Source organism: Variovorax sp. 10L421 (genome assembly GCF_056395365.1).
In genome coordinates this window covers 56,450-81,101 of sequence record NZ_JBFTJJ010000028.1, presented here as the reverse complement: position 1 = coordinate 81,101, position 24,652 = coordinate 56,450, and the positions used below count along the sequence as shown (strand labels likewise).

The 24,652-nt window shown below is 64.5% G+C and carries 20 protein-coding genes and 1 pseudogene; 12 read left to right on the top strand and 9 right to left on the bottom strand.

The window, feature by feature from the left end; all coding sequences use genetic code 11:
• Positions 1-97: 97 nt before the first annotated feature.
• Complete coding sequence (locus AC1DFC_RS25740) at positions 98-370, bottom strand: LysR family transcriptional regulator (RefSeq protein WP_478180235.1); 273 nt, start codon at positions 368-370, stop codon at positions 98-100.
• A gap of 134 nt (positions 371-504) precedes the next feature.
• Between AC1DFC_RS25740 and AC1DFC_RS25735 the strand changes: the two genes are divergently transcribed.
• The 3 genes and pseudogenes from AC1DFC_RS25735 (at position 505) to AC1DFC_RS25725 (ending at position 4,482) form a co-directional block, all read left to right on the top strand.
• Positions 505-1,479 (top strand): Bug family tripartite tricarboxylate transporter substrate binding protein, encoded by a 975-nt coding sequence (locus AC1DFC_RS25735; protein ID WP_478079903.1) that lies wholly within the window; start codon positions 505-507, stop codon positions 1,477-1,479.
• A 14-nt stretch (positions 1,480-1,493) separates the two neighbouring features.
• Positions 1,494-2,882 carry an FAD-dependent oxidoreductase gene (locus AC1DFC_RS25730; RefSeq protein ID WP_478083502.1) on the top strand — a complete coding sequence of 463 codons (1,389 nt, stop codon included), beginning with the start codon at positions 1,494-1,496 and terminating at the stop codon, positions 2,880-2,882.
• Positions 2,851-4,482 (top strand): annotated as a pseudogene (locus tag AC1DFC_RS25725) (tannase/feruloyl esterase family alpha/beta hydrolase). The gene AC1DFC_RS25730 and the pseudogene AC1DFC_RS25725 overlap by 32 nt, the downstream one beginning before the upstream one ends.
• A 445-nt stretch (positions 4,483-4,927) precedes the next feature.
• On the opposite strand, the gene AC1DFC_RS25720 reads toward AC1DFC_RS25725, so the two are convergent.
• The 6 genes from AC1DFC_RS25720 to AC1DFC_RS25695 form a co-directional block, all read right to left on the bottom strand.
• Positions 4,928-5,317 carry a nuclear transport factor 2 family protein gene (locus AC1DFC_RS25720; RefSeq protein ID WP_012747237.1) on the bottom strand — a complete coding sequence of 130 codons (390 nt, stop codon included), beginning with the start codon at positions 5,315-5,317 and terminating at the stop codon, positions 4,928-4,930.
• A gap of 389 nt (positions 5,318-5,706) precedes the next feature.
• A complete protein-coding gene (locus AC1DFC_RS25715; RefSeq protein ID WP_012747238.1) occupies positions 5,707-7,266 on the bottom strand; it encodes a PepSY domain-containing protein in 1,560 nt (519 codons plus the stop codon).
• Between the two features lie 16 nt (positions 7,267-7,282).
• Positions 7,283-9,397 (bottom strand): TonB-dependent receptor, encoded by a 2,115-nt coding sequence (locus AC1DFC_RS25710; protein WP_012747239.1) that lies wholly within the window; start codon positions 9,395-9,397, stop codon positions 7,283-7,285.
• A 119-nt stretch (positions 9,398-9,516) separates the two neighbouring features.
• On the bottom strand, positions 9,517-9,876 hold the full coding sequence (locus AC1DFC_RS25705; protein ID WP_012747240.1) for a hypothetical protein: 360 nt from the start codon (positions 9,874-9,876) through the stop codon (positions 9,517-9,519).
• 406 nt (positions 9,877-10,282) lie between these two features.
• On the bottom strand, positions 10,283-11,005 hold the full coding sequence (locus tag AC1DFC_RS25700; protein WP_478079900.1) for a hypothetical protein: 723 nt from the start codon (positions 11,003-11,005) through the stop codon (positions 10,283-10,285).
• A 59-nt stretch (positions 11,006-11,064) separates the two neighbouring features.
• Entirely contained in the window at positions 11,065-12,282 is a 1,218-nt protein-coding gene (locus AC1DFC_RS25695) for a site-specific integrase (protein WP_012747242.1), read from the bottom strand.
• 95 nt (positions 12,283-12,377) lie between these two features.
• Between AC1DFC_RS25695 and dusA the strand changes: the two genes are divergently transcribed.
• Together dusA and AC1DFC_RS25685 are read left to right on the top strand one after the other, a co-directional pair.
• Complete coding sequence (gene dusA, locus AC1DFC_RS25690; RefSeq protein ID WP_478180234.1) at positions 12,378-13,379, top strand: tRNA dihydrouridine(20/20a) synthase DusA; 1,002 nt, start codon at positions 12,378-12,380, stop codon at positions 13,377-13,379.
• 162 nt (positions 13,380-13,541) lie between these two features.
• Positions 13,542-14,327: an IclR family transcriptional regulator gene (locus AC1DFC_RS25685; protein ID WP_478180233.1), complete on the top strand. Its 786-nt coding sequence runs from the start codon at positions 13,542-13,544 to the stop codon at positions 14,325-14,327.
• Positions 14,328-14,430: 103 nt separating this feature from the next.
• Here AC1DFC_RS25685 and AC1DFC_RS25680 read toward each other — a convergent pair whose 3' ends face one another.
• Positions 14,431-15,066 (bottom strand): GntR family transcriptional regulator, encoded by a 636-nt coding sequence (locus AC1DFC_RS25680; protein ID WP_007828153.1) that lies wholly within the window; start codon positions 15,064-15,066, stop codon positions 14,431-14,433.
• 128 nt (positions 15,067-15,194) lie between these two features.
• On the opposite strand from AC1DFC_RS25680, the gene scpA reads away from it, so the two are divergent.
• Genes scpA through AC1DFC_RS25645 form a run of 7 tightly spaced genes read left to right on the top strand, consistent with a single transcriptional unit; the run spans position 15,195 to position 24,049 of the window.
• Entirely contained in the window at positions 15,195-17,357 is a 2,163-nt protein-coding gene (gene scpA / locus AC1DFC_RS25675; RefSeq protein WP_478180232.1) for a methylmalonyl-CoA mutase, read from the top strand.
• 8 nt (positions 17,358-17,365) lie between these two features.
• Positions 17,366-17,839, top strand: coding sequence for a GNAT family N-acetyltransferase (locus AC1DFC_RS25670; RefSeq protein WP_007828155.1), 474 nt, complete (start codon positions 17,366-17,368; stop codon positions 17,837-17,839).
• On the top strand, positions 17,833-18,882 hold the full coding sequence (gene meaB, locus AC1DFC_RS25665) for a methylmalonyl Co-A mutase-associated GTPase MeaB (RefSeq protein WP_056598027.1): 1,050 nt from the start codon (positions 17,833-17,835) through the stop codon (positions 18,880-18,882). The genes AC1DFC_RS25670 and meaB overlap by 7 nt, the downstream gene beginning before the upstream one ends.
• Before the next feature lie 40 nt (positions 18,883-18,922).
• Complete coding sequence (locus AC1DFC_RS25660) at positions 18,923-20,467, top strand: acyl-CoA carboxylase subunit beta (RefSeq protein ID WP_007828159.1); 1,545 nt, start codon at positions 18,923-18,925, stop codon at positions 20,465-20,467.
• 20 nt (positions 20,468-20,487) lie between these two features.
• Positions 20,488-22,536 carry an acetyl-CoA carboxylase biotin carboxylase subunit gene (gene accC / locus AC1DFC_RS25655; protein ID WP_007828161.1) on the top strand — a complete coding sequence of 683 codons (2,049 nt, stop codon included), beginning with the start codon at positions 20,488-20,490 and terminating at the stop codon, positions 22,534-22,536.
• A complete protein-coding gene (bioB, locus tag AC1DFC_RS25650) occupies positions 22,536-23,564 on the top strand; it encodes a biotin synthase BioB (protein ID WP_413335802.1) in 1,029 nt (342 codons plus the stop codon). Before accC ends, bioB begins: the two co-directional genes overlap by 1 nt.
• A complete protein-coding gene (locus tag AC1DFC_RS25645; protein ID WP_007828164.1) occupies positions 23,561-24,049 on the top strand; it encodes a VOC family protein in 489 nt (162 codons plus the stop codon). The genes bioB and AC1DFC_RS25645 overlap by 4 nt, the downstream gene beginning before the upstream one ends.
• Here the strand turns inward: AC1DFC_RS25645 and AC1DFC_RS25640 are convergent.
• Positions 24,039-24,536: an Lrp/AsnC family transcriptional regulator gene (locus AC1DFC_RS25640; RefSeq protein WP_007828166.1), complete on the bottom strand. Its 498-nt coding sequence runs from the start codon at positions 24,534-24,536 to the stop codon at positions 24,039-24,041. The two genes, AC1DFC_RS25645 and AC1DFC_RS25640, sit on opposite strands and share 11 nt — an antisense overlap.
• Positions 24,537-24,652 lie beyond the last annotated feature (116 nt).

Sequence of the window (24,652 nt, the reverse complement as noted above, 5' to 3'; positions counted from 1 at the left end):
CCGATATGCGTTTGCCGGGCAATGTGGCTGCCTCCTCTTGAGGCAAACCACTTTAAGACCCGACCGCAAACGCACCCCGGGCGCGTGCGTCAACCGCTCAGGATAGTTGTCGTCGACCGCTCAAGATAATTGTCGCTGGCCATCGAAGTAGCTCGAGCGCCTGCCGCAGGGGATGCACCAGTGCCACCGCGTGCGGCGTAGGCATCATGCCGCGGCCTGTCCGTACGAACAGAGGGTCATTGAATTGCCGACGCAGTCGCGCAAGCGCCAAGCTGACCGAGGTTTGAGCGATCTCGAGATTCTCTCCAGCACGCGAAACGCTGCGCGTCTTGTAGATCTCATCAAAGACGGCAAGAAGCTTCATGTCCATTATTAAGTTTCCCGTTATCGACTATTACCCCACCTGCATCGCCGTAATGATGCTCTATCGATAAATTCGAAGCAACTTGCCGGGCGTCGACCACGGACCGTCCCGACCCGCTTCTTCCACCTCTGGAGACACACATGGGCAACCGCAGAGCCATTCTGGTATTGGCAAGCGCCGCACTGATGACCGCAGCATCCATCGCATCGGCGCAGGTCTGGCCCAAGGGCCCCGTGCGGGTGGTCGTACCTTTCGATGCCGGCTCAACCCCCGACCAAGTAGCCCGTGCGGTCTCGGACAGGCTGTCGGCGCGCCTTGGTCAGCCCATGTTTGTCGAAAACAAGAGCGGCGCCGCAGGAAACATCGGCACCGATGCCGTCGCGAAAGCGGCGCCTGATGAGCAGACCATCGGGGTCAGCATCGCGGGCCCGCTGGCGATCAACCCGCTGCTCTTCAAGAAGATGCCTTACGACCCGGCCCGGGACTTTGAGCTGCTGACCGTGGCCGTTTCGCAGCCATCGGTGCTGGTTGTTGCTCTCAAGCATGTCGTCAGCAGCCCGAAGGAGTTGCTCAACCTCATGAAGCTGAGCAAGGCGAATTTCACCTTTGCGTCGATCGGCGCAGGGTCCGTTTCTCACCTGGCCATGGAGACTCTCGGAGCCGGAAGTGGGGCCGATGTGGTCCATGTGCCCTATCGGGGCTCTGGCGCCGCAGTGACTGCGGTGCTGGCGGGTGAAGTGGACATGGCCTTGCTGCCCGCCGCTGCGGTCATGCCTCATGTGAAAGCTGGAAAGATCCGCGCCTTGGCCGTAGCTTCGGCCAAACGCTCTCCTTCGCTCCCGGACCTGCTGACCCTGGCCGAGAGCGGCCTTCCCGATGTTCGGGCCGATGCCTGGATCGGCTTCATCGCACCTGCAAAAACACCGGCTGCGATCGTGCAAAAGCTGCAAGAGCAGATCACCCAAGTTTTGGCCGAGCCGGCCGTCAAGGACAGGTTGCGCTTGCAGTACATGGACGTCGTTGGCAACACGTCGGCCGAGTTCCGCGCGTTGCTGGCAGCGGATATGGCGCGCTGGAAGCCCGTGATCCAGAAACACAACATCCAGTTGGACTGAGGCAGGAGAATTTCATGAACTCCATGACACCCGATCGCGTTGGCGTGGCCGAGCCCGCCCGCTCCGTTCCGCTTTTCGGAGAGTTTGATGTCGTCGTGCTGGGGGGTGGGCCCGCCGGCATTGCTGCAGCGAGTGCTGCGGCTCGCAATGGGGCCAGTGTCCTGCTGGCCGAGCGCTATGGATTCCTGGGCGGCATGGGAACGGCCGCTGGCGTCACCAACTTCTGCGGCTTGCACGCGAACGTGTTCGGTGACATTCGCCAAGTAGTCCATGGAGTCGCCTCGGACCTGCTTGAGCGGATGCGCGCCTTGGACGGCCTGAACGAGCCGCACCTGATCATGGGAAAGACGTTCGCCCAGGCCTATGACATGTCCGCGTTCAAGTGCGCGGCGGATGGGTTGCTCGTGTCCGACCACCGGGTTCAGCTGCTGTTTCATGCACTCGCCGCCGGCATGGTCAAGGCGGAGGACGGCAAGATCGACGCGGTTCTGCTCGAGACCAAGTCCGGCCGCGTCGCGGTGCGCGGGCGAACGTTCATTGATTGTTCGGGCGACGCCGATCTGGCGCACTGGGCCGGGGTGCCCACAGAGAAGGGTGACGAGTCGGGCCACTTGCTCTATCCCACTTTGATGTTTCGGGTGGGCGAGGTGGATGCTGAGCGCGCCGGGGAGGCATGGAAGACGATCCCCACGCTCATGGATGAAGCAGAGGCGTCGCGCGAGTTCACGTTTCCGCGTCGCGGCGCCATCGTGCGGCCGATGAAGCGAGCCTATGAATGGCGCGTCAACGTGACTCAGCTGAAAAAGCCGGACGGTTCGGCCACGGACGGCACGGATGCACGCTCGCTCAGTGAGGGCGAGATCGAAGGGCGCCGTCAGATCGTTGACTACATACGCTTCCTGCGCGAAAAGGTACCAGGCTTCGAGAACGCGTATGCGTTGGACATCGCGCCGCAACTCGGTATCCGGGAAACACGGCGCCTTGTGGGCGAATACATGTTGACCGCGGACGATGTCCTGGGATGCGCGGATTTCGACGACAGCATCGGTGTCAACGGCTGGCCGCTCGAGAAGCATGTCGCCGGTGATGTGCAGTGGATGTGGCCTCCCATCCCCAACTGTCGCGGCTACAACCAATTGCCGTATCGCATGCTGTTGCCGCGCCGGTCAAGCGCGCATGGCGTGGAAAACCTGTTGGTCGCCGGGCGCTGCGCTTCCATGACTCACGATGGTCAGTCTGCGGCCCGCGTGACGGGTGCCTGCTTGGTGATGGGCCAAGCAGCCGGCACTGCGGCCGCTCTGGCACTGCGAGACGGCTGCTCGCTGTATGACCTGAGCAACCGGAAGTTGCAGGACCGGCTGGTTCAGCAAGGTGCATTCCTTGGCGACCGCGAACGTCCTTGAGCCGCTTCTGCCATCCGCTTTTTCTCTAGGAGACTGCCAAGTGTCAATTTCCCCAGCGCGCTGCCTTGTTGCAGGAGCGGCGGCTTTGCTACTTGCGTCATGTGGCGGCAGCGCTTCATTGCAGGCGCCTCGGCTCGTCGAAACAAACGCCGCGCAGGCATGCCAAGCCCTTGCCAAAGACTTGAGACTTGAAGGCAGCGCCGTTAACGCCGCGGCATACCTTCCGGCGGGATTCGTCCCGCCCGGTTCGTCAACCGCCCTGACGCAGCCCTTTTGCCGTGTGCAACTCACGTCCAGGCCGTCCGCCGACTCGGAGATCACGTCCGAGATCTGGATGCCGGCGCTCGGCTTCTGGAACGAGAGATTCCTGGCCATCGGCGGCTCGGGTAGTTCCGGCTCCATCATGTACCCGGACATGGGCTCCGGCCTGACGAAAGGGTATGCCACCCTTTCCACGGACAACGGCCACCAGGGTCAGGACCAGATATTCGCCGTGGGACATCCCGAGAAGGTCATCGACTTCGGGCATCGGGCGCAAGCGGTCACCGCGGTGGCGGGTAAGGCGGTGACCCAGGCGTTCTACGGAAAGACTGCAAAGAAGGCCTACTGGCTCGGCTGCTCGCAAGGCGGCGGCGAGGGCATGATGCAGTCGCAGCGATACCCCGAGAACTTCGACGGCATCGTGGCAGGAGCCCCGGTGTTCGATTGAGTTGGAAGCCAGTTCGCCGCGCCATGGGTGGCGGTGAAGGGGATGCGGGACCCGAGCTTGCTGGTGCCCCGAGCGAAGCTGCCCGCGATCCACGACGCCGTTCTCGCCGCGTGTGACAAGGACGATGGCCTGGTCGATGGTCTCCTGCAGCAGCCGCAGCGTTGCACGTTCGATCCATCGTCTATGGCGTGTCCGGCGGGCACGGACAGCAACAGCTGCCTCACCCCCGGGCAGGTGACTTCCATGCAGCGCTACTTCGCACGCGTGACGCGGCCCGATGGACGGCAGATGTACGCTGCGTTCCCCCACGGTTCCGAAGGCGGTTCCCCTTGGCTCGGCGCCACGGCTCCCAATGGCAACTGGGCCGGTTTCTGGCCCAACGTGGTTTACGAGAACCCGTCGTACAGCATCGTTGCCAACCTCAACGTGGACACCGACGTCGACTACAACTTCGCGTCGAACAAGCTCAGTGCGCACTTTGACGCTGTGAGTACGGATCTCACCCGATTCAAGGACCGCGGCGGCAAGCTGATCATCTGGCACGGCTATAACGACCCCGCCGTATCGGCCTATCACACGCAGGATTACGTTGAGGCCGTCAACGCGCGGTACGGCGCGAGCCGCGCCACCGGGTTCCTGCGGACTTTCTTTGCGCCCGGCGTCAATCATTGCGGCGGCGGCGAGGGCCCTCAACCGGACCCATTCGACCTGCTCGACAAGATGGTCGAATGGGTGGAATCGGGCATGGCACCAACCTCTGTTCTGGCAAGCCATCGAACTGGAGCAGTCGTGAACCGCACGATGCCGCTGTGCCCGTACCCTCAGCTCGCGAAGTACAAGGGAGCGGGTGACGTGAAGGACGCTGCCAGCTTCGCCTGCGTGGCGCCGTAGAGAGCACCGAGAACAAGGGGGCTCTTCAGGACTGCGCCCTGTTCGACAGTCGCGCTCTTGTGCCGGGCAATTTCGCCTTTGACTATGAAGTCCCCGTCCGAAAGCGATGCTATTTGCTGTTGAACGATCGCGGCTGACCGAGAGATGAGTCCCCACGGATCAACATCTCCCAGCAGGGCAAAAGACGAGGACACAAATGATCCAATGTAGTCAGCGACGCGAAGTATGGAGGACGTCAGTTTTGTTGGGTTGTTACGAATGGCCGGTGTGCGGTAGTCAGGGCCTTTCGACGAACGAGAGGTTTTGGCCGACTGGAGATGTTCCAAGTTCGCTCAGGCGATAGGGCGCAATGTCCGCTAGCGTCTCGCCCGCCGCCGGGCCCCAACGCAAACCGCGGCCGCTGAATCTGCTGGCCCTCGTGTCCTCGCACTCTGCTGAATATTTCTCAGGTTCCCCAGAATGCATCTTCAAGCGCTTGATCACTCGAAAACAAGCGGACCTCGACGATCTGGCCGTTTTCGATGCGCAAAAGATCCACTCCCGCTTGGTCGAGCTGTATGCCGTCGCGCTCAGCTTTGAACTCAATGTTGATAGCGACCCAGCTGCCGTTCTCCATGAAGTGATCAGCGCGCGAAATCGTGAAAGTCCCGCCCGATACTTCCATCATGCCGCCGAGCATTGCCCCGACTGCGGACATTCCGCGATGCGTACCGGAAAACCGGTTTTTGCCAGGTTGATGCCAGACAACATCAGGAGAGATGAGGCTGGCCAGCAGGGCCTGGTCACCGGATTGCGCCGCGTGAATGTAGTTCTTCGCAATATCAATTTGTGACATGGCTTTCTTGTCCTTCGGTTGTGTTGTTGCTGGTCATTGTCGAAGCGCGGGCGAGCGAAGTCACGGTAGCTCTCGGAGAAGAAATGATCATTTTTGGACATGCTGGGGCAGCGTCGAACCGCTGAGACGAACGAGCCAATGCCACGAGCCAACAAGCAGATCGCCGATATTGGACGGCTCGACTACCGCCCTCGGGATTCCTACCGGTGGACTTGGAGATTTCTCCCACTTCCGACCGGTCGCGACGCGGTAGCGAGAAGAACGTGCGCGCCTGCGGGTAGAAGTGATACTGCCGGTGCGAGCACAGGCAGTTCAACGCTCGAAGTCTCCATTCAGTCTTGCAAGTTCAGGGCTGTCTTGGCTCAAGTGTCAGTTCCTTCTGCTGGCGTTCAGCTGAGCTTCGGACGTTTGGACCGGTCCCCAGGGCTCGGGCGGCTTACCCTGGCGTGCGCGATCCAGGTCGACACACGCCGATACCCGATCACGATGCCCGTCACGCTGACCAGCAGTCCTCCCAGGCTGAAGACGATCAGCACGGCGTCTCGCAAGGCCTCCGCCCGCAGCATTGCCGGCAGGTCCCAGCTGTGCAGGAAACTGAAAAGCCATCGGCCCGCGCGCTGCGAGCGGTCCGCGCTCAGCGCCACGTCTCCGGTTCGGGCGTCGAGGTACACCCAGGTGTCGTGAGGATCGCCGAAGCGGAGCCGCGCCACCGGCAGACGGCGCTCGGCGGCGCCCATCATCGCCTCGGGCTGTCTCTCGTAGTAGTACGCGTCGTAGTGCTCGAGTTCCTCCTGGGTCAGGATGGGCGCAGCAAGCAGCTGTCTCGCCGCATGCGCGAGGTCCGCCCGAGGCCACCTGTCGAGCACGCGATACCGGTCGTTCTCCTGCACGACCAGGCGCGTGTCGTTGGCGGCATTGCGCGCAAGAATGAACGGGCGGCCGTCGAGGACCCGCCATTCCAATTCGCTTGCAGCAAAGCGCGAGGCTTCCAGAAGCCTGAGGGCCTGTGCGACCGGAATATCCAGCCGCGCCGTCCCGGGAACATTTCCACGGTACTGCGCCATGTCAGGACGGGGCCCCCTGGCGTCGAAGATACCTGCCGGGTTCATCGACATCAGGCCGCTGAAGATCCAGGTGAAGACGATCGACGCGAAGGCCAGCCCCAGCACATGGTGCCAATGCAGATGGAATTCGCGATAGGGAGAACGCGAGCCTGATTTGTAGCGACCGCTGAAGCGCCAGCGCCAGATGCCGGCCACGGTGCCCGTGACCGACGTGAGGACGCACACGGCGGACAGCACGATCACGATCAAGCTCCAGCCCGGGTCGACGGAGCGGTCGCGGAACATGTAGACCCAGTGCAGCCACGCGCCGACGTAGTTCCACATCCGCTGCGCGCGCGGCGCATCCATCACCACCTGGCCAGTGGCGGAAGAAACGTACAGCCGCGTGTGCGCTGCGTCGCCCATCTCGAGGACATGCAGCGGACGGTGTGCATCGAGGCCGCGCGAGTGCGTCCATCGGTCCTCCCGCACGAGGCCCACGTATTCACCCTCGCCGCCGCTGACGAAGAGCCGCGCCGCATCTAGCGCCGAACCGGCATCGGCTGGTGGCACCGGCTTCCCTTCGGCGGCGTCGACGAGCAGGTACTTGCCATCAGCCGTGCGGAGGCGGTAAGTCGGCCTTCCATCCACGCTGGTCAGGATGACCTCCTGCGCGCGTCCGCTTGCGCCGGTCGCGGACAGCGCTACGTCGACCGGCACGCAGCACCGGGTGGGATCGAGCGCGGGCAGTGTCCGCATCCGTTCCCATGGCGTCAGCTTCGGGTAGCCCACGAACAGCATCACCACGCCGCTCACGAACCACAGTGCCATCAGCACGCATGCCCCCACGCCCGTCCAGCGGTGGACGAGGTAGGTCAGGCGTTTCATACGCTTGCCCAGCGACATCTTGAAGCCCCTGCGCTCAGAACCGGTGATGGGCGGTCAGCTCGACCCGGCGCCCCTCTCCGACAAACCATTGCGTGTTGGTGTAGTACGCCGTCGTGTAGTAGCGCTTGTTGAAGACATTGAAGCCGCGAAGCGTCACCGTGGTGTCGGGCGTGACCTGCCACCTAAGCGCCAGGTCCGTCGTGGTGTAGGCGGGCAGCGTCAGGGTGTTGGCGGTGTCCGCATACCGCTTGCCCACATAGCGCAGGCCGGAGCTCAGCGTCCATTTCGGCAGGAAGTTCCAGCTCACCCACACATTCGCAAGCCGCTCGGGCACATCGGTCGGCACATTCCCCGCGCGCGAAACGGCAACGCCCCGCACCGCTTCGGAGAAGTCGTCATACCGCGCGCGCAGCACGGCCGCGTTGGCATCCAGCTGCCAGCCGGAAGCGAAGGCCATTGCGACGTTGGCTTCGAGGCCGCGCGATGAGCGCTCACCGACCTGGATGCTCTGCGACGGGTTGCTGGGATCCCGCGTGACCAGGTTGTTCTTGGTGATGTGGTACGCCGCCAGGCTCCATTCACCGCGCTGGTCCCAGAAGGTCTGCTTCACTCCGACCTCGGCCTGCTTGCCCGTGGCGAGATCGAACTTGCTGTTCGCCGGCGACAGCATGAGCAGCCCGCTCACCGGGTCCGCGGCCTTGGCGTACTGCGCGTACAGCACAAGGTTCGGGACGATCTCGAACACGGTCCCGATGCGCCACCCGGTGTGGGAGAAGGACTTGCCGAACGCCGCTGTGCCGGCCACCAGGTCCCGGCGCGATATGCGTGCGTGGTCATGGCGCAGGCCCGCCACCAGCGACCACCGATCGCTCAGTTCGAGTCGATCCTCCGCGAACACCGCCGACTGCCTCGCCTCGTTGCGGTAGCGCGGGATGAAGGGCACGCTGCTGGCGAAGTAGCCAGGGGTTGGGTTCAGTGGGTCGACCGATGGAGACGAGCCGACATAGGTGTTGTTCGTGTGCGTGAAAGAACTGGAGTTGATGTCGAACCCCACCGACGCCTGGTTCTTCAAGCCGAACAGGGTGCCCTTGAAGGTCGCATCGGTGGTGTTTCCCGTCTGCGATTGGTCGTGCCGGATCTGCGTGTTGCCGGATCGGTCGATGAGGCCTGTTCGCGGGTTGTAGGCATACGACTCCGCATTGCGCCAGTAGCGCTGGCTGTCGATGCGGTACAGGCGGCTTCGCACCGTGGTGTCCGCGCTTGGCGTCCATTGCGCCGCCAGCTCGGTCCAGCGGTCCTGGTACTGGATGGTGCTGTCGCCGACGTTGTAGTTCTTCTCGCGCAGTGCCGGGAGCTGCTGCCCGTTGACCAGCGGTGTTCCGAAGTAGCGCATCGGGTTCTGCCTGCCCTCGGCATGGCTGAGCCGCAGGCTGAACTCGGGAGAGACGTCGAGTTGAACCGCCCCCGAGAACGCCCGGTTGCGCGAATCGCCACTGTCCACCCAGCCGTCGGAGCGATCGCCGCTGACATCCAGCCGGTACGACAGTTTGTCGTTGATGGCTCCGCCGCTGCCGAAGCCGAGTCTTCGCGTGTTGTCGGTCCCGATGGTGGTTTGCACCTCGTTCTCAATCGGCCCGCGGTGGGGCTTCTTGGGGATCACGTTGACCACGCCGCCGATGGCGCCGTCGCCGTAGATGACCGATGCCGGCCCGCGAAGAACTTCGATGCGATCGAGCGACCAGGTGTCGAACGGAAAGGTCACGCCGAGTCCGCCGTACTGGCGCGTGCCGTCGTACAGCCGCATCACGGAGGTCGAATCGGTGAATCCGCGTGCGGCGAGGGAGGAGCCTCCGTTGCCGGGATGGGCCAGGCTGCTGATGCCGGTCGAGCGGGTGACGGCTTCGACGACGCTCGCATCACCGCGCTGCTCAAGCTGCTCGCGCGTGATGGTGCCCACGCTCGCGGGTGTCTGTAAGGCCGTGATGCCCAGGTTCGAACCTGTTGCGACGGGCGCGCCAAGGCCGCTGTCGCGGGTGGCGGTGACCGACACGGCGGGAAGCGCGGGTTGTTGTTCGTCGGCGGCGTGGGCCGTCGTGGCCAGCCAGGGAAACGCCGCGCCCAGCGCGAGCGGAAAAATGGTCTTCTTCATGGATGCTCTCTGCGGCACCCTCGGGGTGCCGGTTTGTCTGCGGAAACGAAAGAGGCTGCGCGCGCCGCAGTGGTCAGAAGACCGGTGCAGGCGTCACGCGCGTCGGAATTCCGATCGGGTCAGCAGAGAGCAGGAGGGCCGCGCGCGGACAACGGCGCGGCGGTGGCCGCAGCGAGACGCGCGGCCGGAATCGACTGGACAGCGTGGCCCAGCGGCAAGATGCCAGGGAGATCGCCGACCTGCGCCGCAGGCGGCGGTGCGCCGGTCAGCACGCACATCGGGCAATCGAGGTGACTGGCGCCGAGTTCGCGTGCGCCGTCGTCGGTCTGCACAATCACCTTGATGGCGCCGGCAGCCGAACATACCAGCTCCATCTCTTGTGGATGGACCAGGGGCGATGCCACTGCCACGCCCAGCGACAACACGAACCAGGCCAGCACGAAGCGGACGAGATTGCGGGCGTGACGCAGGGCAGGCATGCGGTGGATTATCAGTCAGGCGAAAGAAGGGTCGGCGCCAGTTGGAGAATTCCAGGCGGGTAATTGGGATTCCAGCATTCGCGTTCAACATGGAACGGCTGAACGCGTAGCTTCCACTTGAGCCCTTCGAGCAAAGAAGGAGAAAAGCCTGCTATTTCATCAATAGCAGGCTTTCAAAAGGTGACCAGGGGCCGCGCTTCGAGCAATTCGAACGCCGAACATTGCGAACTACGAATCCGAAGCCAACTCTGGAAAACTACGACGCTTGGTGCTTGCAGACCTTGCCGCCGCTTCGATCTTCGCCCTGACTTGAGTGGTAACGCGCGGGATGCCCTTGCTTGAGACATTGAACACGCGGCCGGGCGCGGCCTTCGCTGCCTTTGCGGGCTTCCTGATGGCTGTAGGGCTAGTCATGGGGACCTCCGACAGAGAATTTCTCACCCGTATAGGTTAGCAGTTTGCGCCAGGACCTGCTGCCGGGCCGCAAATCGAAGGTCATCAGGCGCTGTGATCCTTCCGTCTCCCACCATGTCGGATCGACGTCCAGAATATCCTGGACAGTTCGACAGCCCTGCAGGTGCGGCGCACCGCGCTGCTCATCGGGTAAGAGCGCAGCGTCAAAGCCAAGCTTCGGCCATACCTTGAACCCGACATGGCGCTCCTGGAACCCCTTGCCGCCCGCGGCGATCAGTGAGATCTCGTCCAGCCCGGCCAAATGGGCGGTGATGGCACCCAAGGTGAACGCAACCGCGCCCAGACCGTGGGGCGTCTGGTGCTTGTCCAGGAAAAAATGGTCGATGTGTATTCCCTCGATGAAGAGACCTGCGGTGCCGGTCTCTTCACTGAAGATCCCCGATCTGTTCTTGTGGCCCGCCTGAATGACCTTGGCATTGATCACCGTGAAGTACATGCCTGGCGGCGCATCGTCGCGCCCCGGCCGTCTTTCGGCCTGTCCGTGCACACGGCTGCCGTCGAAAACGGAGAATAGGTGGACGAACTCCAGCGTCGACAACGTACCGAAAGCGAAGTCAAAACTGTTGGTTGGGCCCAGCTCAACGCCATCAAACCTGACGCGCGTGCCGGTCAGGTAGCTCCGTGTGATTTCGTGGGCAAGCAGGACTTGGTGCAAGTCGGCCAGGTGTGATCGATAGAAGGGCGTCTGTTGAAGTGGCACGATCCGAAGTCAAACTAGATTGAAGCGCTCAGGCCGAGGGCTTCATGTTCATGATGCGGCTTTGCAACTTGCGAGGGGTGAGCCGAGTTGGGCTGTGGGGCACGGCGCTCTGGGTTGTTCCACGCGCCCAAAGCGATGTCCGCAGGCGTGGGGCCAGTGGGTAGATCAAGCGACGGTGGAATGTGCTTGGGCCGGACGCCGCGCAGGTGTTCCGGCCTCAGATGGGTGTATCGCTTGAGCATCTTCCAGTCCTTGTGCCCAGTCACCAGCGCAGCCTGTTCGATGGTGAACCCCGCCTCGAACAGACGACTGGCTGCTTCGTGCCGTAGATCATGGAACTTGAGGTCCTTGATCTTCAATTCCTTGCAAGCTCGACGGAACGCGGTCCCGACGGAGCGGCCGTTGTACGGAAAGACAAGGCTGCTGTTCCCGGAGAACGGTTTCTGCTCCTCGAGAATGGCCCAGGCATCGAATCCCGTGACATCGAGCAGCGGCACTTTCTGGTCATTGCCGTTCTTGTCTCGTGGGTCTTTCCGGTCACGCACAATCACGGTACGAGTCTTGGCATCGATGTCCTCCCATCGGATGCGGCAGATCTCGTCCTGGCGCATCGCGGTGGCGACCGCGAACCGCATGATTCGCCCCAGCGGGATGATCTGCCGTGAATTGCTGGCGAAGTAATCGGCAAGCGCCTGCAGTTCGTCGAGGGTAGGGCGGCGGTCTCGTTCCCGCCCCTTGCCGACCAAGCCCAGGCGCTTGAGCGCGATGCGGGCCAGATCGATGGGCTCTACCGGAACGCGAACCCCGTGAACGGCCGCCGCGTGCGAAACTACCAGCTTGATGTAGCCGATGTCCATGCTGATGGTGACGGGGCCGGCGCCTTCCTTGGCGCGGTCTTTGCCGAACTGGATGAGCCGCTCGCGCGTGAGGTCCTTCAGCTTCAGCTTGCCCAGCTTCGTGTTCAGCGCATCGAGGGTGAAGGCCTTGGAACGCCGTGGCGCTCGCAACACTTCCTTCATGTCGGTGACGTGCAGATCGATCAGATCGCCGAAGGTGGTCGGGTCCTTGACCTTTGAACGGGTGGCAGGCTCGCCCAGATCGATGCGGCGCTCGGTCGCGAGAGCCCATTCCTGGGCGTCCTTGTGTCTTCGAAAGGTTTCGCTCGCGTAGACACCCTTGCGGCGGACTTGCGCGCGCCAGTTGCCGGACGGAAGCTGCTTGAAGGTGGGCATTTCGTGTGCGCTATGTGTGCACTGACAGGGCGAAATGGGGCGTATTCGGGCGTTTTGGAGTGCACACGAGCGTGCACACGAGGGGGTCTAAGTGTATGAATGATATCGCTAAGTCGTTGAATTTAAAAGAGAAAACTGTCTCTGTCGCTCCTATGATGGATTGGACGGACCGCCATTGCCGGTACTTCCATCGCCTTCTGTCGCGCCACGCGTTGCTCTACACCGAGATGGTGACGACCGGCGCGCTGGTGCATGGCGACGTGCCCCGGCACCTGCGCTTCCACGCCGAGGAAAATCCGGTCGCACTGCAGCTGGGCGGCAGCGAGCCGGCGGACCTGGCGCACTGCGCGAAGCTCGGCGAAGAGTGGGGCTACGACGAGATCAACCTGAACTGCGGCTGCCCGAGCGAGCGCGTGCAGCGCGGCGCTTTCGGCGCCTGCCTGATGAACGAGCCGCAACTGGTGGCCGACTGCGTGAAGGCGATGGTCGATGTGGTGAGCGTGCCCGTCACGGTCAAGCACCGCATCGGCATCGACAAGATCGAGAGCTACGAATTCGTGCGCGACTTCGTGGGCCAGGTGAGCGAGGCTGGTTGCCAGACCTTCATCGTGCACGCGCGCAATGCGTGGCTGAAGGGATTGAGCCCGAAGCAGAACCGCGAGATTCCGCCGCTGCGCTACGAGCTGGTGCACCGGCTGAAGCACGAGTTTCCGTCGCTGCGGTTTTCCATCAACGGCGGTATCTCGGTCAGCGCACAGGTGCACGAACACCTGCGCCTGCTCGACGGCGTGATGGTCGGGCGCGAGGCGTATCACAACCCCTGGTGGCTGGCCGAGTGGGACGCAGAGTTCTACGGCGCAGAAGCGCAATCGCTGACGCGCGACGAGGTCGAGTCGCTGATGTGCGACTACATGGCGCGCGAGGCGGCCGAGCATGGCACGCAGTGGTGGTCGATCGCGCGGCACATGCTGGGCCTGCGCAACGGCTTGCCGGGCGCGCGGCGCTGGCGCCAGGTCTGGAGCGATCACCGGCTCAAGATGCTGCCTGCGCACGAGGTGATGGCGATGGCGCGCGAGCCGGCTGCGCAAGCCGCCTGAAGCCCCACACGCATCGCACGCTTTCCCCAAAAGCAGGCCCGCCGCGGCTTGCTGCCTTTTGTTGAAACATTGTTCCGAAATCTCTACTTCGCGATAAGTGGCGCGTCAACCGTTTTTTGCTGAAAAATGAGGAGCATCAGGGACATAAAAAGGTTTGGATAAATGAATGACGCGGTTGGCGGCAAAGAAGAGGTAAGTGCGCTCGCCAGGGGCCTGGCTCTCCTCAGGGTCATCGGCATGGCATCGGCACCCATAGGCAATCGCGAACTGGCTGACACCACGGGCATCCCCAAGGCCACGGTGTCGCGGCTCACCGCCACGCTGGTGAGTGCGGGGTATTTGCGACAGTCGCAGGACAGCGAGCGCTTCAGCCTCGGCCCGGCGCTGCTCGACATGAGCAGCCGTTACCTGCGCCAATTCGACCTGCGCACGGTGGCGCGGCCGCACCTGGCGGCGCTGTCGGAATCGGCCGGCGTGAGCGTGCACATGGGCGTGCGCGACGAACTCGACATGCTCATCATCGATTCGGTGCGGCCGCGTTCCATGGTCATCAGCTCGCGCATCGAGGTGGGCACGCGCATGACCATCGCCACCTCGGCCGCCGGGCGCGCCTACCTGGCGGCGTTGCCGGCGCAGGACCAGGCCGAACTGCTGGCGCAGATCCGAGCCGAGAGCGGGGAGAGCTGGAGCGCCGTCGAGCCCAGCCTGATGGCCGGCCTCGACGAGTACGCCCGGCTGGGCTACTGCGGCTCTTTCGGCGAATGGAATCCGCACATCCACGCCATCGCCTTCGCACTGCAGGGCCCGCGCGGCGAACGCTACTCAGTGAGCTGTGCCGGCCCCGCATACCTGCTGCCCAAGGACACGATGGTGGTGCGCATCGCGCCGCTGCTGCTGGAGACGGCGCAGCGTCTCGCCGGGGAAGCAGGAACCTCGAGCCAGGAATGAGGGGCGCTCGGCCCTGATTGCTCAGCTTCAGCACGTAGCCCCGGCCGCATTCCAATGCGCCATGGAGGTGTTCCTCGCCGGCACGGCGCCGCGCTGGCAGGTTTCAGTTCGCGGCTTCGAGGCCGTTCTGGAAGTGCTCCCGCATGCGGGCCATGGCGGCTTCCGCGTCGCGCGCCTCGATGGCGGCCATCACCGAGCGGTGCTCCGCCAGCGACTCCGCAATGCGCCCCGCCTTCAACAGCGAGTTGTGCCGGTTGAGCTTCATCACCTTGCGCAGGTCGGCCACCATCTGGTCGCGCCACTTGTTGTTGGCGATGGCCAGCAGCTGCATGTGGAAGCGCTCGTTGATCGCGAAGAAATGCTCGCGGTTTCCGACCGCGGCTTCCAGCTCGGCATGCAGCGCCTTCAGCTCCGCACGCTGCGCGTCGGTGGCACGCTCGGCCACCACGCCGGCGGCATCGCTTTCCAGCAGTGAGAGCAGGTGGTAGACGTCGGCCAGGTCCTGCTCCGACACCTCGGTGACGTAGGCGCCGCGCCGCACCTTCATCGTGACCAGGCCCTCGGCCGCCAGCACTTTCAAGGCCTCGCGCAGCGGCGTGCGGCTGATGCCGTATTCCTCGGCCAGCTTGAGTTCGTCGATCCAGCTGCCGGGCTCCAGCTCGCGGCGGAAGATCCGCTGGCGCAGCAGCTCGGCCACCTCTTCGTAGAGGGCGCGGGGGGTGAGGGTAACGGCGGACATGGGCCGGACTGTACTGCAAAAATGGGGTTTGAATTAATAATTATGGATCGGTTAGACTCGCGGCCGGCTTGCAAATCCGTGCAGGCGAATTTGCGAATACCCTGAAAGACCCTGCGAACGGCCCCTTCATGAGCAGCACACCCGAACCCTCTTTCAAGCCCGCCGATCTCGAAGCCTGGGCCAAGGCCGCTGCCAAGTCAGCGCCGGGCGGCGACGTGAATGCGCTGAACTGGATCACGCCCGACGGCATCGCCGTGAAGCCGCTGTACACCGCCGCCGACCTGCAGGGCCTGAAGTACACCGACACGCTGCCCGGCTTCGAGCCCTACCTGCGCGGCCCGCAGGCCACCATGTACGCGGTGCGCCCCTGGACCATCCGCCAGTACGCAGGCTTCTCCACCGCCGAAGAATCGAACGCCTTCTACCGCAAGGCGCTGGCTGCCGGCGGCCAGGGCGTGAGCGTGGCCTTCGACCTCGCCACCCACCGCGGCTACGACAGCGACCACCCGCGCGTGACGGGCGACGTCGGCAAGGCCGGCGTGGCGATCGATTCGGTGGAAGACATGAAGATCCTGTTCGACCAGATCCCGCTGGACAAGGTCAGCGTGTCGATGACGATGAACGGCGCCGTGCTGCCGGTGCTCGCGGGCTACGTGGTCGCGGCCGAAGAGCAGGGCGTGGCGCAAGACCAGCTCAGCGGAACCATCCAGAACGACATCCTCAAGGAGTTCATGGTCCGCAACACGTACATCTTTCCGCCAGCGCCGAGCATGCGGATCATCGGCGACATCGTCGAGTACACGGCGCAGAAGATGCCCAAGTTCAACTCGATCTCGATCAGCGGCTACCACATGCAGGAAGCCGGCGCCAACCAGGCGCTGGAACTGGCCTTCACGCTGGCCGACGGCAAGGAGTACGTGAAGACCGCGCTGGCCAAGGGCCTCGATGTGGACGGCTTTGCCGGTCGCCTGAGCTTCTTCTGGGCCATCGGCATGAACTTCTATCTTGAAGTCGCCAAGATGCGCGCAGCGCGCCTGCTGTGGTGCCGCATCATGAAGGAGTTCAACCCGAAGAACCCCAAGAGCCTGATGCTGCGCACGCACTGCCAGACCTCGGGCTGGAGCCTCACCGAGCAGGACCCGTACAACAACGTGGTGCGCACCACCATCGAGGCGATGGCCGCGGTGTTCGGCGGCACGCAGTCGCTGCACACCAATGCGCTCGACGAAGCCATCGCTCTGCCCACCGAGTTCAGCGCCCGCATCGCGCGCAACACGCAGCTCATCATCCAGGAAGAGACGCACATCACGAGCGTGATCGACCCCTGGGCCGGCAGCTACATGATGGAGAAGCTCACGCAGGACATGGCCGATGCGGCTTGGGCCATCATCGAAGAGGTCGAGGCGATGGGCGGCATGACCAAGGCGGTCGACAGCGGCTGGGCCAAGCTCAAGATCGAGGCGGCCGCCGCCGAGAAGCAGGCGCGCATCGACTCGGGCAAGGACGTGATCGTGGGCGTCAACAAGTACAAGCTCAAGACCGAGGATGCGATCGACAGCCTCTCCATCGACAACGTGATGGTGCGCGAGCAGCAGGTCGCGCGGCTGCAGAAGATCCGCGCCTCGCGCGACGGCGCCAAGGTGCAGGCCGCGCTCGACGCGCTGACCGAAGCCGCGGAGAACGGCACCGGCAACCTGCTCGCACTCAGCATCGATGCGGTGCGCCTGCGCGCCACGGTGGGCGAGATTTCGGATGCGCTCGAAAAATCATTCGGCCGCCATCGGGCCGACACGCAAAAGGTGACCGGTGTGTACGCTGCTGCCTACGATTCGGCCGAGGGCTGGGAAGCGCTGAAGACCGAAATCAACGCCTTCGCCGAAGAACAGGGGCGCCGTCCGCGCGTGATGATTTCCAAGCTCGGGCAGGACGGTCACGACCGCGGCGCCAAGGTGGTGGCCACGGCCTTTGCCGACCTGGGTTTCGACGTCGACATGGGCCCCCTGTTCCAGACGCCCGAAGAGTGCGCGCGGCAGGCCATCGAGAACGACGTGCACGCTGTCGGCGTCAGCACGCTGGCCGCCGGCCACAAGACGCTGGTGCCGGCCATCATCGACGAGCTGAAGAAGCAGGGCGCGGACGACATCATCGTCTTCGTCGGCGGTGTGATCCCGCGGCAGGACTACGACTTTCTCTACGAGGCCGGCGTCAAGGGCATCTACGGCCCGGGCACGCCGATTCCGGCCAGCGCCAAGGACGTGCTGGAACAGATCCGCGCGGCGGTCTCGGCCTGAGAAGCGACGTGGGCGATCTCTTGTCGCGGCTGTCGCTGCAGCCGGTGGATTCCAGCGATTTCGAGGCCATGCTGGCCTTGCGCATCGACGCGATGCGCCCGAGCCTGGAGCGCGTGGGCCGCTTCGACCCGGCGCGTTCGCGCGAACGCCTGAACGCGGGCTTCGTGGTGCCCTACATGCACCACATCGTGCTCGACGGCGACCAGCGCATCGGCTTCGTCACACTCAAGCCCGAGGGCAGCGACGCGCTGCGCCTCGAGCACCTCTACCTGCGCACAGGCTTCCAGGGGCTGGGCATCGGCGAATGGGTGCTGGAGTGGGCCAAGTCGCAGGCGCGCGAGCAGCATCTCGACATCAAGCTCACTGCGCTCGTGCAGAGCGACGCCAACCGCTTCTATTTGCGGCACGGCTTCGTGCTCGAAGGCGAGGAGGGCGTCGACCTGCATTACCGCTGGCGCGTGTCTCCGGAGGACGCGTGCTGAACACCGTGCAAGCGCTGGAAAGCGCGGTCGTCGATACGTCGGGCATGTCGCAGCGCCGCGCGATCGCCAAGGCGATCACGCTGCTCGAATCGACCCGCGACGACCACCGCGCGCAGGCCGACGAGCTGCTCACCGCGCTGCTGCCGCGCACCGGGAACTCGTTTCGCCTCGGCATCTCGGGCGTGCCCGGTGTGGGCAAGTCGACCTTCATCGAGACGCTGGGCCTGCTGCTGATCGGCAAGGGGCATCGCGTGGCGGTGCTTACCATCGATCCTTCGTCCACCGTGTCGGGCGGCTCCATCCTCGGTGACAAGACGCGCATGGAGCACCTCTCGGTGCACGAGCGCGCCTACATCCGGCCCAGCCCGTCGAGCGGCACGCTGGGTGGCGTGGCCGAGAAGACGCGCGAGGCGATGCTGGTGTGCGAGGCGGCCGGCTACGACATCGTGATCGTCGAGACCGTGGGCGTGGGCCAGAGCGAAACGGCGGTGGCCGGCATGACCGACATGTTCGTGCTGATGCAGCTGCCCAACGCGGGCGACGACCTGCAGGCGATCAAGAAGGGCGTGATGGAGCTCGCCGACCTGGTCGTCATCAACAAGGCCGACATCGACAAGGATGCCGCCACGCGCGCGCAGGCGCAGATCACCTCGGCGCTGCGCCTTTTCGGCCACCAGGGCAACCCGGACCACGCGCATGCGGTGCACGACGCGCATAGCGGCACGGAGGTGCGCTTCTGGCTGCCCAAGGTGCTGCAGCTCAGCGCGTTGGCAGGCACGGGCGTCGACGCGTTCTGGGACGCCGTCACGCAGTTCAGGCAACTGCAGACCGCCAACGGCAGGCTCGCCAAACGCCGCGAGAAGCAGGCCACCGCGTGGATGTGGGAGCGCATCGACGCGGGGCTCAAGCACGCCTTCAGGCATCACCCGCAGGTGCGCGAGCTGCTGCCCGAACTCACGCAGCAGGTGGCACAGGGCACGTTGCCCGCATCGACCGCGGCGCGCCAATTGCTTGCGGCGGCCGCCATCACCGCCAGGCCATGACACCACACGAAATTCAGGACCACAGCTTCGGAAGCACACCATGCAAGAACTGATCGAACAACTCGAAAAGCGTCGCGCCCAGGCGCGTCTCGGCGGGGGGCAGAAGCGCATCGACGCGCAGCACGCCAAGGGCAAACTCACGGCGCGCGAACGCATCGAGCTGCTGCTGGACGACGGCACCTTCGAAGAGTGGGACATGTTCGTCGAGCACCGCTCGGTCGATTTCGGCATGGCCGAGCAGAAGATCCCCGGCGACGGCGTGGTCACCGGCTACGGCATGATCAACGGCCGCCTCGTGTTCGTGTTCAGCCAGGACTTCACTGTCTTCGGCGGCGCGCTCAGCGAGGCCCATGCCGAGAAGATCTGCAAGGTGATGGACCAGGCCATGAAGGTCGGTGCACCAGTCATCGGTCTCAATGACTCGGGCGGGGCGCGCATCCAGGAGGGCGTGGCCTCGCTCGGCGGCTATGCCGACGTGTTCCAGCGCAACGTGATGGCCTCGGGCGTGGTGCCGCAGATCAGCATGATCATGGGCCCGTGCGCGGGCGGCGCGGTGTACTCGCCGGCCATGACCGACTTCATCTTCATGGTGAAGGACTCGAGCTACATGTTCGTCACCGGCCCTGAGGTGGTGAAGACCGTGACACATGAAAGCGTCACTGCCGAAGAGCTCGGCGGCGCCGTCACCCACACCACGCGCAGCGGCGTGGCCGACATGGCGTTCGAGAACGACGTCGAGGCGCTGATGATGCTGCGCCGCCTGTACAACTACCTGCCGCTCAACAACCGCGAGAAGCCGCCGGTGCGCCTGGGCAACAACGGCCAGGGCGATCCGGCCGACCGGCCCGACTATTCGCTCGACACGCTGGTGCCCGACAACCCGAACAAGCCCTACGACATCAAGGAGCTGATCCTCAAGGTGGTGGACGATGGCGATTTCTTCGAGCTGCAGCCCGACTATGCGAAGAACATCGTGATCGGCTTCGCCCGCATGGAAGGCCAGACCATCGGCATCGTGGCCAACCAGCCGCTGGTGCTGGCGGGCTGCCTCGACATCAAGTCGAGCATCAAGGCCGCGCGCTTCGTGCGCTTCTGCGACGCCTTCAACATTCCCGTGGTTACCTTCGTCGACGTGCCCGGCTTCATGCCCGGCACCGGCCAGGAGTACGGCGGCATCATCAAGCACGGCGCCAAGCTGCTCTACGCGTACGCCGAATGCACGGTGCCGAAGATCACCGTCATCACCCGCAAGGCCTACGGCGGCGCCTACGACGTGATGGCCTCCAAGCACCTGCGCGGCGACGTCAACCTCGCCTGGCCGCGCGCCGAGATCGCGGTGATGGGCGCCAAAGGCGCCGTGGAAATCATCTTCCGCGAGGACAAGAACGATCCGGAAAAGCTCGCCGCCCGCGAGGCCGAGTACAAGGCCCGCTTCGCCAACCCGTATGTGGCTGGCGCGCGCGGCTACATCGACGACGTGATCCTGCCGCACGAGACGCGCAAGCGCATTTGCCGCTCGCTGGTGATGCTGCGCGAGAAGAAGCTCGAGAACCCGTGGCGCAAGCACGGCAACATCCCCCTGTGACGGGCACGGAGAAGAAGAACATGTTCAAGAAGATCCTGATTGCGAACCGTGGCGAAATCGCCTGCCGCGTCATTCAAACGGCCAAGAAGATGGGCATCCTCACCGTCGCCGTCTACTCCGACGCCGACAAGGAAGCCCGCCACGTCGAGCTGGCCGACGAGGCCGTGCACATCGGTGCCGCGCCCAGCCGCGAGAGCTACCTGCAGGCCGACCGCATCATCGCGGCCTGCAAGAAGACCGGCGCCGAGGCCGTGCATCCGGGCTACGGCTTCCTCTCGGAGAACGAAGCTTTCGCGCGCAAGGTCGAGGAGGAGGGCATCGCCTTCATCGGGCCGAAGCACTATTCGATCGCCGCCATGGGCGACAAGATCGCCTCCAAGAAGCTCGCGAACGAGGCCAAGGTCAACACCATTCCGGGCTGGAACGACGCCATCGAGACGGCCGAGCGCGCGGTCGAGATCGCGAAGGACATCGGCTATCCGGTGATGATCAAGGCCTCCGCCGGCGGCGGCGGCAAGGGCTTGCGCGTGGCCTTCAACGACAACGAGGCCTTCGAGGGCTTCACCTCCTGCCGCAACGAGGCGCGCAACAGCTTCGGCGACGACCGCGTGTTCATCGAGAAGTTCGTCGAGGAGCCGCGCCACATCGAGATCCAGGTGCTGGGCGATTCGCACGGCAACGTGATCTACCTGAACGAGCGCGAATGCTCCATCCAGCGCCGCCACCAGAAGGTGATCGAGGAGGCCCCGTCGCCCTTCATCTCCGATGCCACCCGCCGCGCGATGGGCGAGCAGGCGGTGCAACTGGCCAAGGCCGTGAAGTACCAGAGCGCGGGCACGGTGGAGTTCGTGGTCGGCAAGGACCAGAGCTTCTACTTCCTGGAAATGAACACGCGGCTGCAGGTGGAGCACCCGGTCACGGAGTGCATCACCGGCCTCGACCTAGTGGAGCTGATGATCCGCGTGGCGGCCGGCGAGGCGCTGCCGCTCACGCAGGAGCAGGTGAAGCGCAATGGCTGGGCCATCGAATGCCGCATCAACGCCGAGGACCCGTTCCGCAGCTTCCTGCCTTCGACCGGCCGCCTTGTGAAGTTCCAGCCGCCGGCCGAGACCATGTTCGCAAGCGACACCGAGCATCTGAACGGCGTGCGCGTGGACACCGGCGTGTACGACGGCGGCGAGATCCCGATGTACTACGACTCGATGATCGCCAAGCTCATCGTGCACGGCAAGGACCGTCAGCATGCGATTGCCCGCATGCGCGAGGCGCTCAACGGCTTCGTGATCCGCGGCATCAGCAGCAACATTCCGTTCCAGGCGGCGCTGCTGGCGCATCCGAAGTTCGTGGCGGGTGACTTCAACACGGGCTTCATCGCCGAGCACTACGGCAAGGGCTTCCATGCGGAAGACGTGCCGCACACCGATCCGTCGTTCCTGGTTGCGCTCGCGGCCTACGTGCACCGCCGCTACCGCGCGCGCGCATCGGGCATCAGCGGGCAGCTCGAAGGCCACGGCGTGAAGGTGGGCGAGCAGTTCGTGGTGGTGGAACTGGGGCCGGAGGGCAAGCATGTGCATCACCCTGTTTCGGTCACCGACTTCCATGGCAAGACGGGCGCCAGCGCCATTGCCGTGGGCGGCAAGAACTACAAGATCGACAGCGGCTTTGCGCTCGGCGCCATCCGCGTGCAGGGCACGGTCAACGACCGGCCCTTCACCGCGCAGGTCGAGCGCGGGGCGGGCAAGAACCCGCTGGCGCTGCGCGTGTCGCACGACGGCACGCAGATCGAGGCGATGGTGCTGTCGCCGCTGGGCGCGCGGCTGCTCGAACTCATGCCCTACAAGGCGCCGCCGGACCTGAGCAAGTTCCTGATGTCGCCGATGCCGGGCCTGCTGGTCGAGGTGTCGGTGCAGCCGGGGCAGCAGGTGCGGGCCGGCGAGAAGCTGGCCGTGATCGAGGCCATGAAGATGGAAAACGTGCTGTTCGCTTCGCAGGACGGCGTGGTGGGCAAGATTTCGGCGGAAAAGGGCGAGTCGCTCGCCGTCGATCAAATCATTCTGGAGTTCAGCTGATGGGTGCCAACGACTTGCAACAAACGATCACGCTGCACCGGCCTGCGAAGGCCGCGGCGCCGCAAGGGCCATGGACGGTCGAAGCGATACAGGCGCTGCTCGACAAGCCGCTGATGGATCTGCTGTTCGAGGCGCAGACCGTGCATCGCCAGCACTTCCCGGAAGGCGACATCGAACTGGCGACGCTGCTCTCGGTCAAGACCGGCGGCTGTCCCGAGAACTGCGGCTACTGCCCGCAGTCGGCCGAGTTCGACACCGGCGTGAAGGCGCAGAAGCTCATGGAAGTCGACGAGGTGGTGCGCGCCGCGCAGGCCGCCAAGGACGCCGGCGCCACGCGCTTCTGCATGGGCGCCGCATGGCGGGCGCCCAAGGACCGCGACGTGGAGAAGGTCGCCGTGCTGGTCGAGGCCGTCAAGGGGCTGGGCCTGCAGACCTGCGCCACGCTCGGCATGCTGGAGCCGCACCACGCGCACCAGCTCAAGGCTGCGGGCCTGGACTACTACAACCACAACCTCGACACCGCGCCCGAGTACTACACCGACGTGGTCGACACGCGCACCTACCAGGACCGGCTCGACACCCTGGCCCATGTGCGCAGCGCCGGCATCAGCGTGTGCTGCGGCGGCATCGTCGGCATGGGCGAGGCGCCGGTGCACCGCGCGGGGCTGATCGCGCAGCTGGCCAACCTGAACCCGTACCCCGAGTCGGTGCCGATCAACAGCCTGGTGCGCGTGCCCGGCACGCCGCTGGCCGATTCGGAGCCGGTCGATCCCTTCGACTTCGTGCGCATGATCGCGGTCGCGCGCATCACGATGCCGACCGCACGCGTGCGGCTCTCGGCCGGGCGCCAGCAGATGGGCGATGCGGTGCAGGCGCTGTGCTTCATGGCCGGCGCGAATTCGATCTTCTACGGCGACAAGCTGCTCGTCACCGGCAACCCCGACGTCGAGGCCGACACGGTGCTGCTGCGCAAGCTCGGGCTCAATGCGCGGCAGGTGCAGGAGCAGCCGGAAGGTTGCGCGGCATGAGCACCAACGCACGCCCCTTCAAGGTCCTGGGCATCCAGCAGATCGCCATCGGCGGACCCGACAAGCTGCGGCTGCAGAAGCTCTGGGTCGACATGCTGGGGCTCGAAGTCACGGGCACCTTCAAGAGCGAGCGCGAGAATGTCGACGAAGACATCTGCGCGATGGGCGCGGGGCCGTTCAAGGTCGAGGTCGACCTCATGCAGCCGTTGGACCCCGAGAAGAAGCCCGCCGTGCACACCACGCCGCTCAACCACGTGGGCCTGTGGATCGACGACCTGCCCAGGGCCGTCGAGTGGCTCACGGCGCAGGGCGTTCGCTTTGCGCCCGGTGGCATCCGCAAGGGCGCGGCCGGCTTCGACATCTGCTTCCTGCATCCGAAGGCGAGCGACGAGTTTCCGATCGCGGGCGAGGGCGTGCTGATCGAGATGGTGCAGGCGCCACCCGAGGTGGTGGCAGCCTTCAGCGCGCTGGCCGCTACGCGTTAAGTACTTTCTTGATCGGCGGCCTGACGTCCGAACGCTGAGGCGGCAGCATCGGCTGGTGCTCGCGCGCCGGGTTCAGGATGATCGAGGTCGCCGTCTCGGTGAGGATGCAGAACTTGGTGACCACCGCATCGAGGTGGCTCACGTCGATCACCGCGATCTCGAGGATCCAGCTGTCGTCGCCGGTCACGTTGTAGGCATTGACGCATTCGGGCGTCTGCTGCACCAGTTCCACCACACGCGCGTAGTCGGCGCGGCCCACGCGGATGATCGCGCGGATGCCGTAGCCGAGCTTGCCGAGGTTCACCGTCGCGCGGTAGCCGCTGATCACGCCCGCGGCCTCCAGCTTCTTCACGCGTTCGGTCACGGCGGGCTGGCTCAGGTGCACGCGGCGGCCCAGTTCTGCCATGGTCAGGCGCGCGTCGTTCTGCAGTTCGGCGAGGATGCGGGTGTCGTGGGCGTCCAGGGCGGGATTCAAGGAAAAGTCCATGCAACTCCTTTAAATCGACGGTTTGGCGAGGGCAGAACCATGAATCTTGCATGGCTGCCGGGGGATCGCTTTCATACCATGACCGGCATCTCACACCAAGAAGAAACACTCTCCAC

Excerpts from the sequence above, each read along its gene's own strand:
- AC1DFC_RS25740 (WP_478180235.1), bottom strand. The coding sequence starts at position 370 with ATGGACATGAAGCTTCTTGCCGTCTTTGATGAGATCTACAAGACGCGC.
- AC1DFC_RS25735 (WP_478079903.1), top strand. The coding sequence starts at position 505 with ATGGGCAACCGCAGAGCCATTCTGGTATTGGCAAGCGCCGCACTGATG.
- AC1DFC_RS25730 (WP_478083502.1), top strand. The coding sequence starts at position 1,494 with ATGAACTCCATGACACCCGATCGCGTTGGCGTGGCCGAGCCCGCCCGC.
- AC1DFC_RS25720 (WP_012747237.1), bottom strand. The coding sequence starts at position 5,317 with ATGTCACAAATTGATATTGCGAAGAACTACATTCACGCGGCGCAATCC.
- AC1DFC_RS25715 (WP_012747238.1), bottom strand. The coding sequence starts at position 7,266 with ATGTCGCTGGGCAAGCGTATGAAACGCCTGACCTACCTCGTCCACCGC.
- AC1DFC_RS25710 (WP_012747239.1), bottom strand. The coding sequence starts at position 9,397 with ATGAAGAAGACCATTTTTCCGCTCGCGCTGGGCGCGGCGTTTCCCTGG.
- AC1DFC_RS25705 (WP_012747240.1), bottom strand. The coding sequence starts at position 9,876 with ATGCCTGCCCTGCGTCACGCCCGCAATCTCGTCCGCTTCGTGCTGGCC.
- AC1DFC_RS25695 (WP_012747242.1), bottom strand. The coding sequence starts at position 12,282 with ATGCCCACCTTCAAGCAGCTTCCGTCCGGCAACTGGCGCGCGCAAGTC.
- dusA (WP_478180234.1), top strand. The coding sequence starts at position 12,378 with ATGAATGATATCGCTAAGTCGTTGAATTTAAAAGAGAAAACTGTCTCT.
- AC1DFC_RS25685 (WP_478180233.1), top strand. The coding sequence starts at position 13,542 with ATGAATGACGCGGTTGGCGGCAAAGAAGAGGTAAGTGCGCTCGCCAGG.
- AC1DFC_RS25680 (WP_007828153.1), bottom strand. The coding sequence starts at position 15,066 with ATGTCCGCCGTTACCCTCACCCCCCGCGCCCTCTACGAAGAGGTGGCC.
- scpA (WP_478180232.1), top strand. The coding sequence starts at position 15,195 with ATGAGCAGCACACCCGAACCCTCTTTCAAGCCCGCCGATCTCGAAGCC.
- AC1DFC_RS25660 (WP_007828159.1), top strand. The coding sequence starts at position 18,923 with ATGCAAGAACTGATCGAACAACTCGAAAAGCGTCGCGCCCAGGCGCGT.
- accC (WP_007828161.1), top strand. The coding sequence starts at position 20,488 with ATGTTCAAGAAGATCCTGATTGCGAACCGTGGCGAAATCGCCTGCCGC.
- bioB (WP_413335802.1), top strand. The coding sequence starts at position 22,536 with ATGGGTGCCAACGACTTGCAACAAACGATCACGCTGCACCGGCCTGCG.
- AC1DFC_RS25645 (WP_007828164.1), top strand. The coding sequence starts at position 23,561 with ATGAGCACCAACGCACGCCCCTTCAAGGTCCTGGGCATCCAGCAGATC.
- AC1DFC_RS25640 (WP_007828166.1), bottom strand. The coding sequence starts at position 24,536 with ATGGACTTTTCCTTGAATCCCGCCCTGGACGCCCACGACACCCGCATC.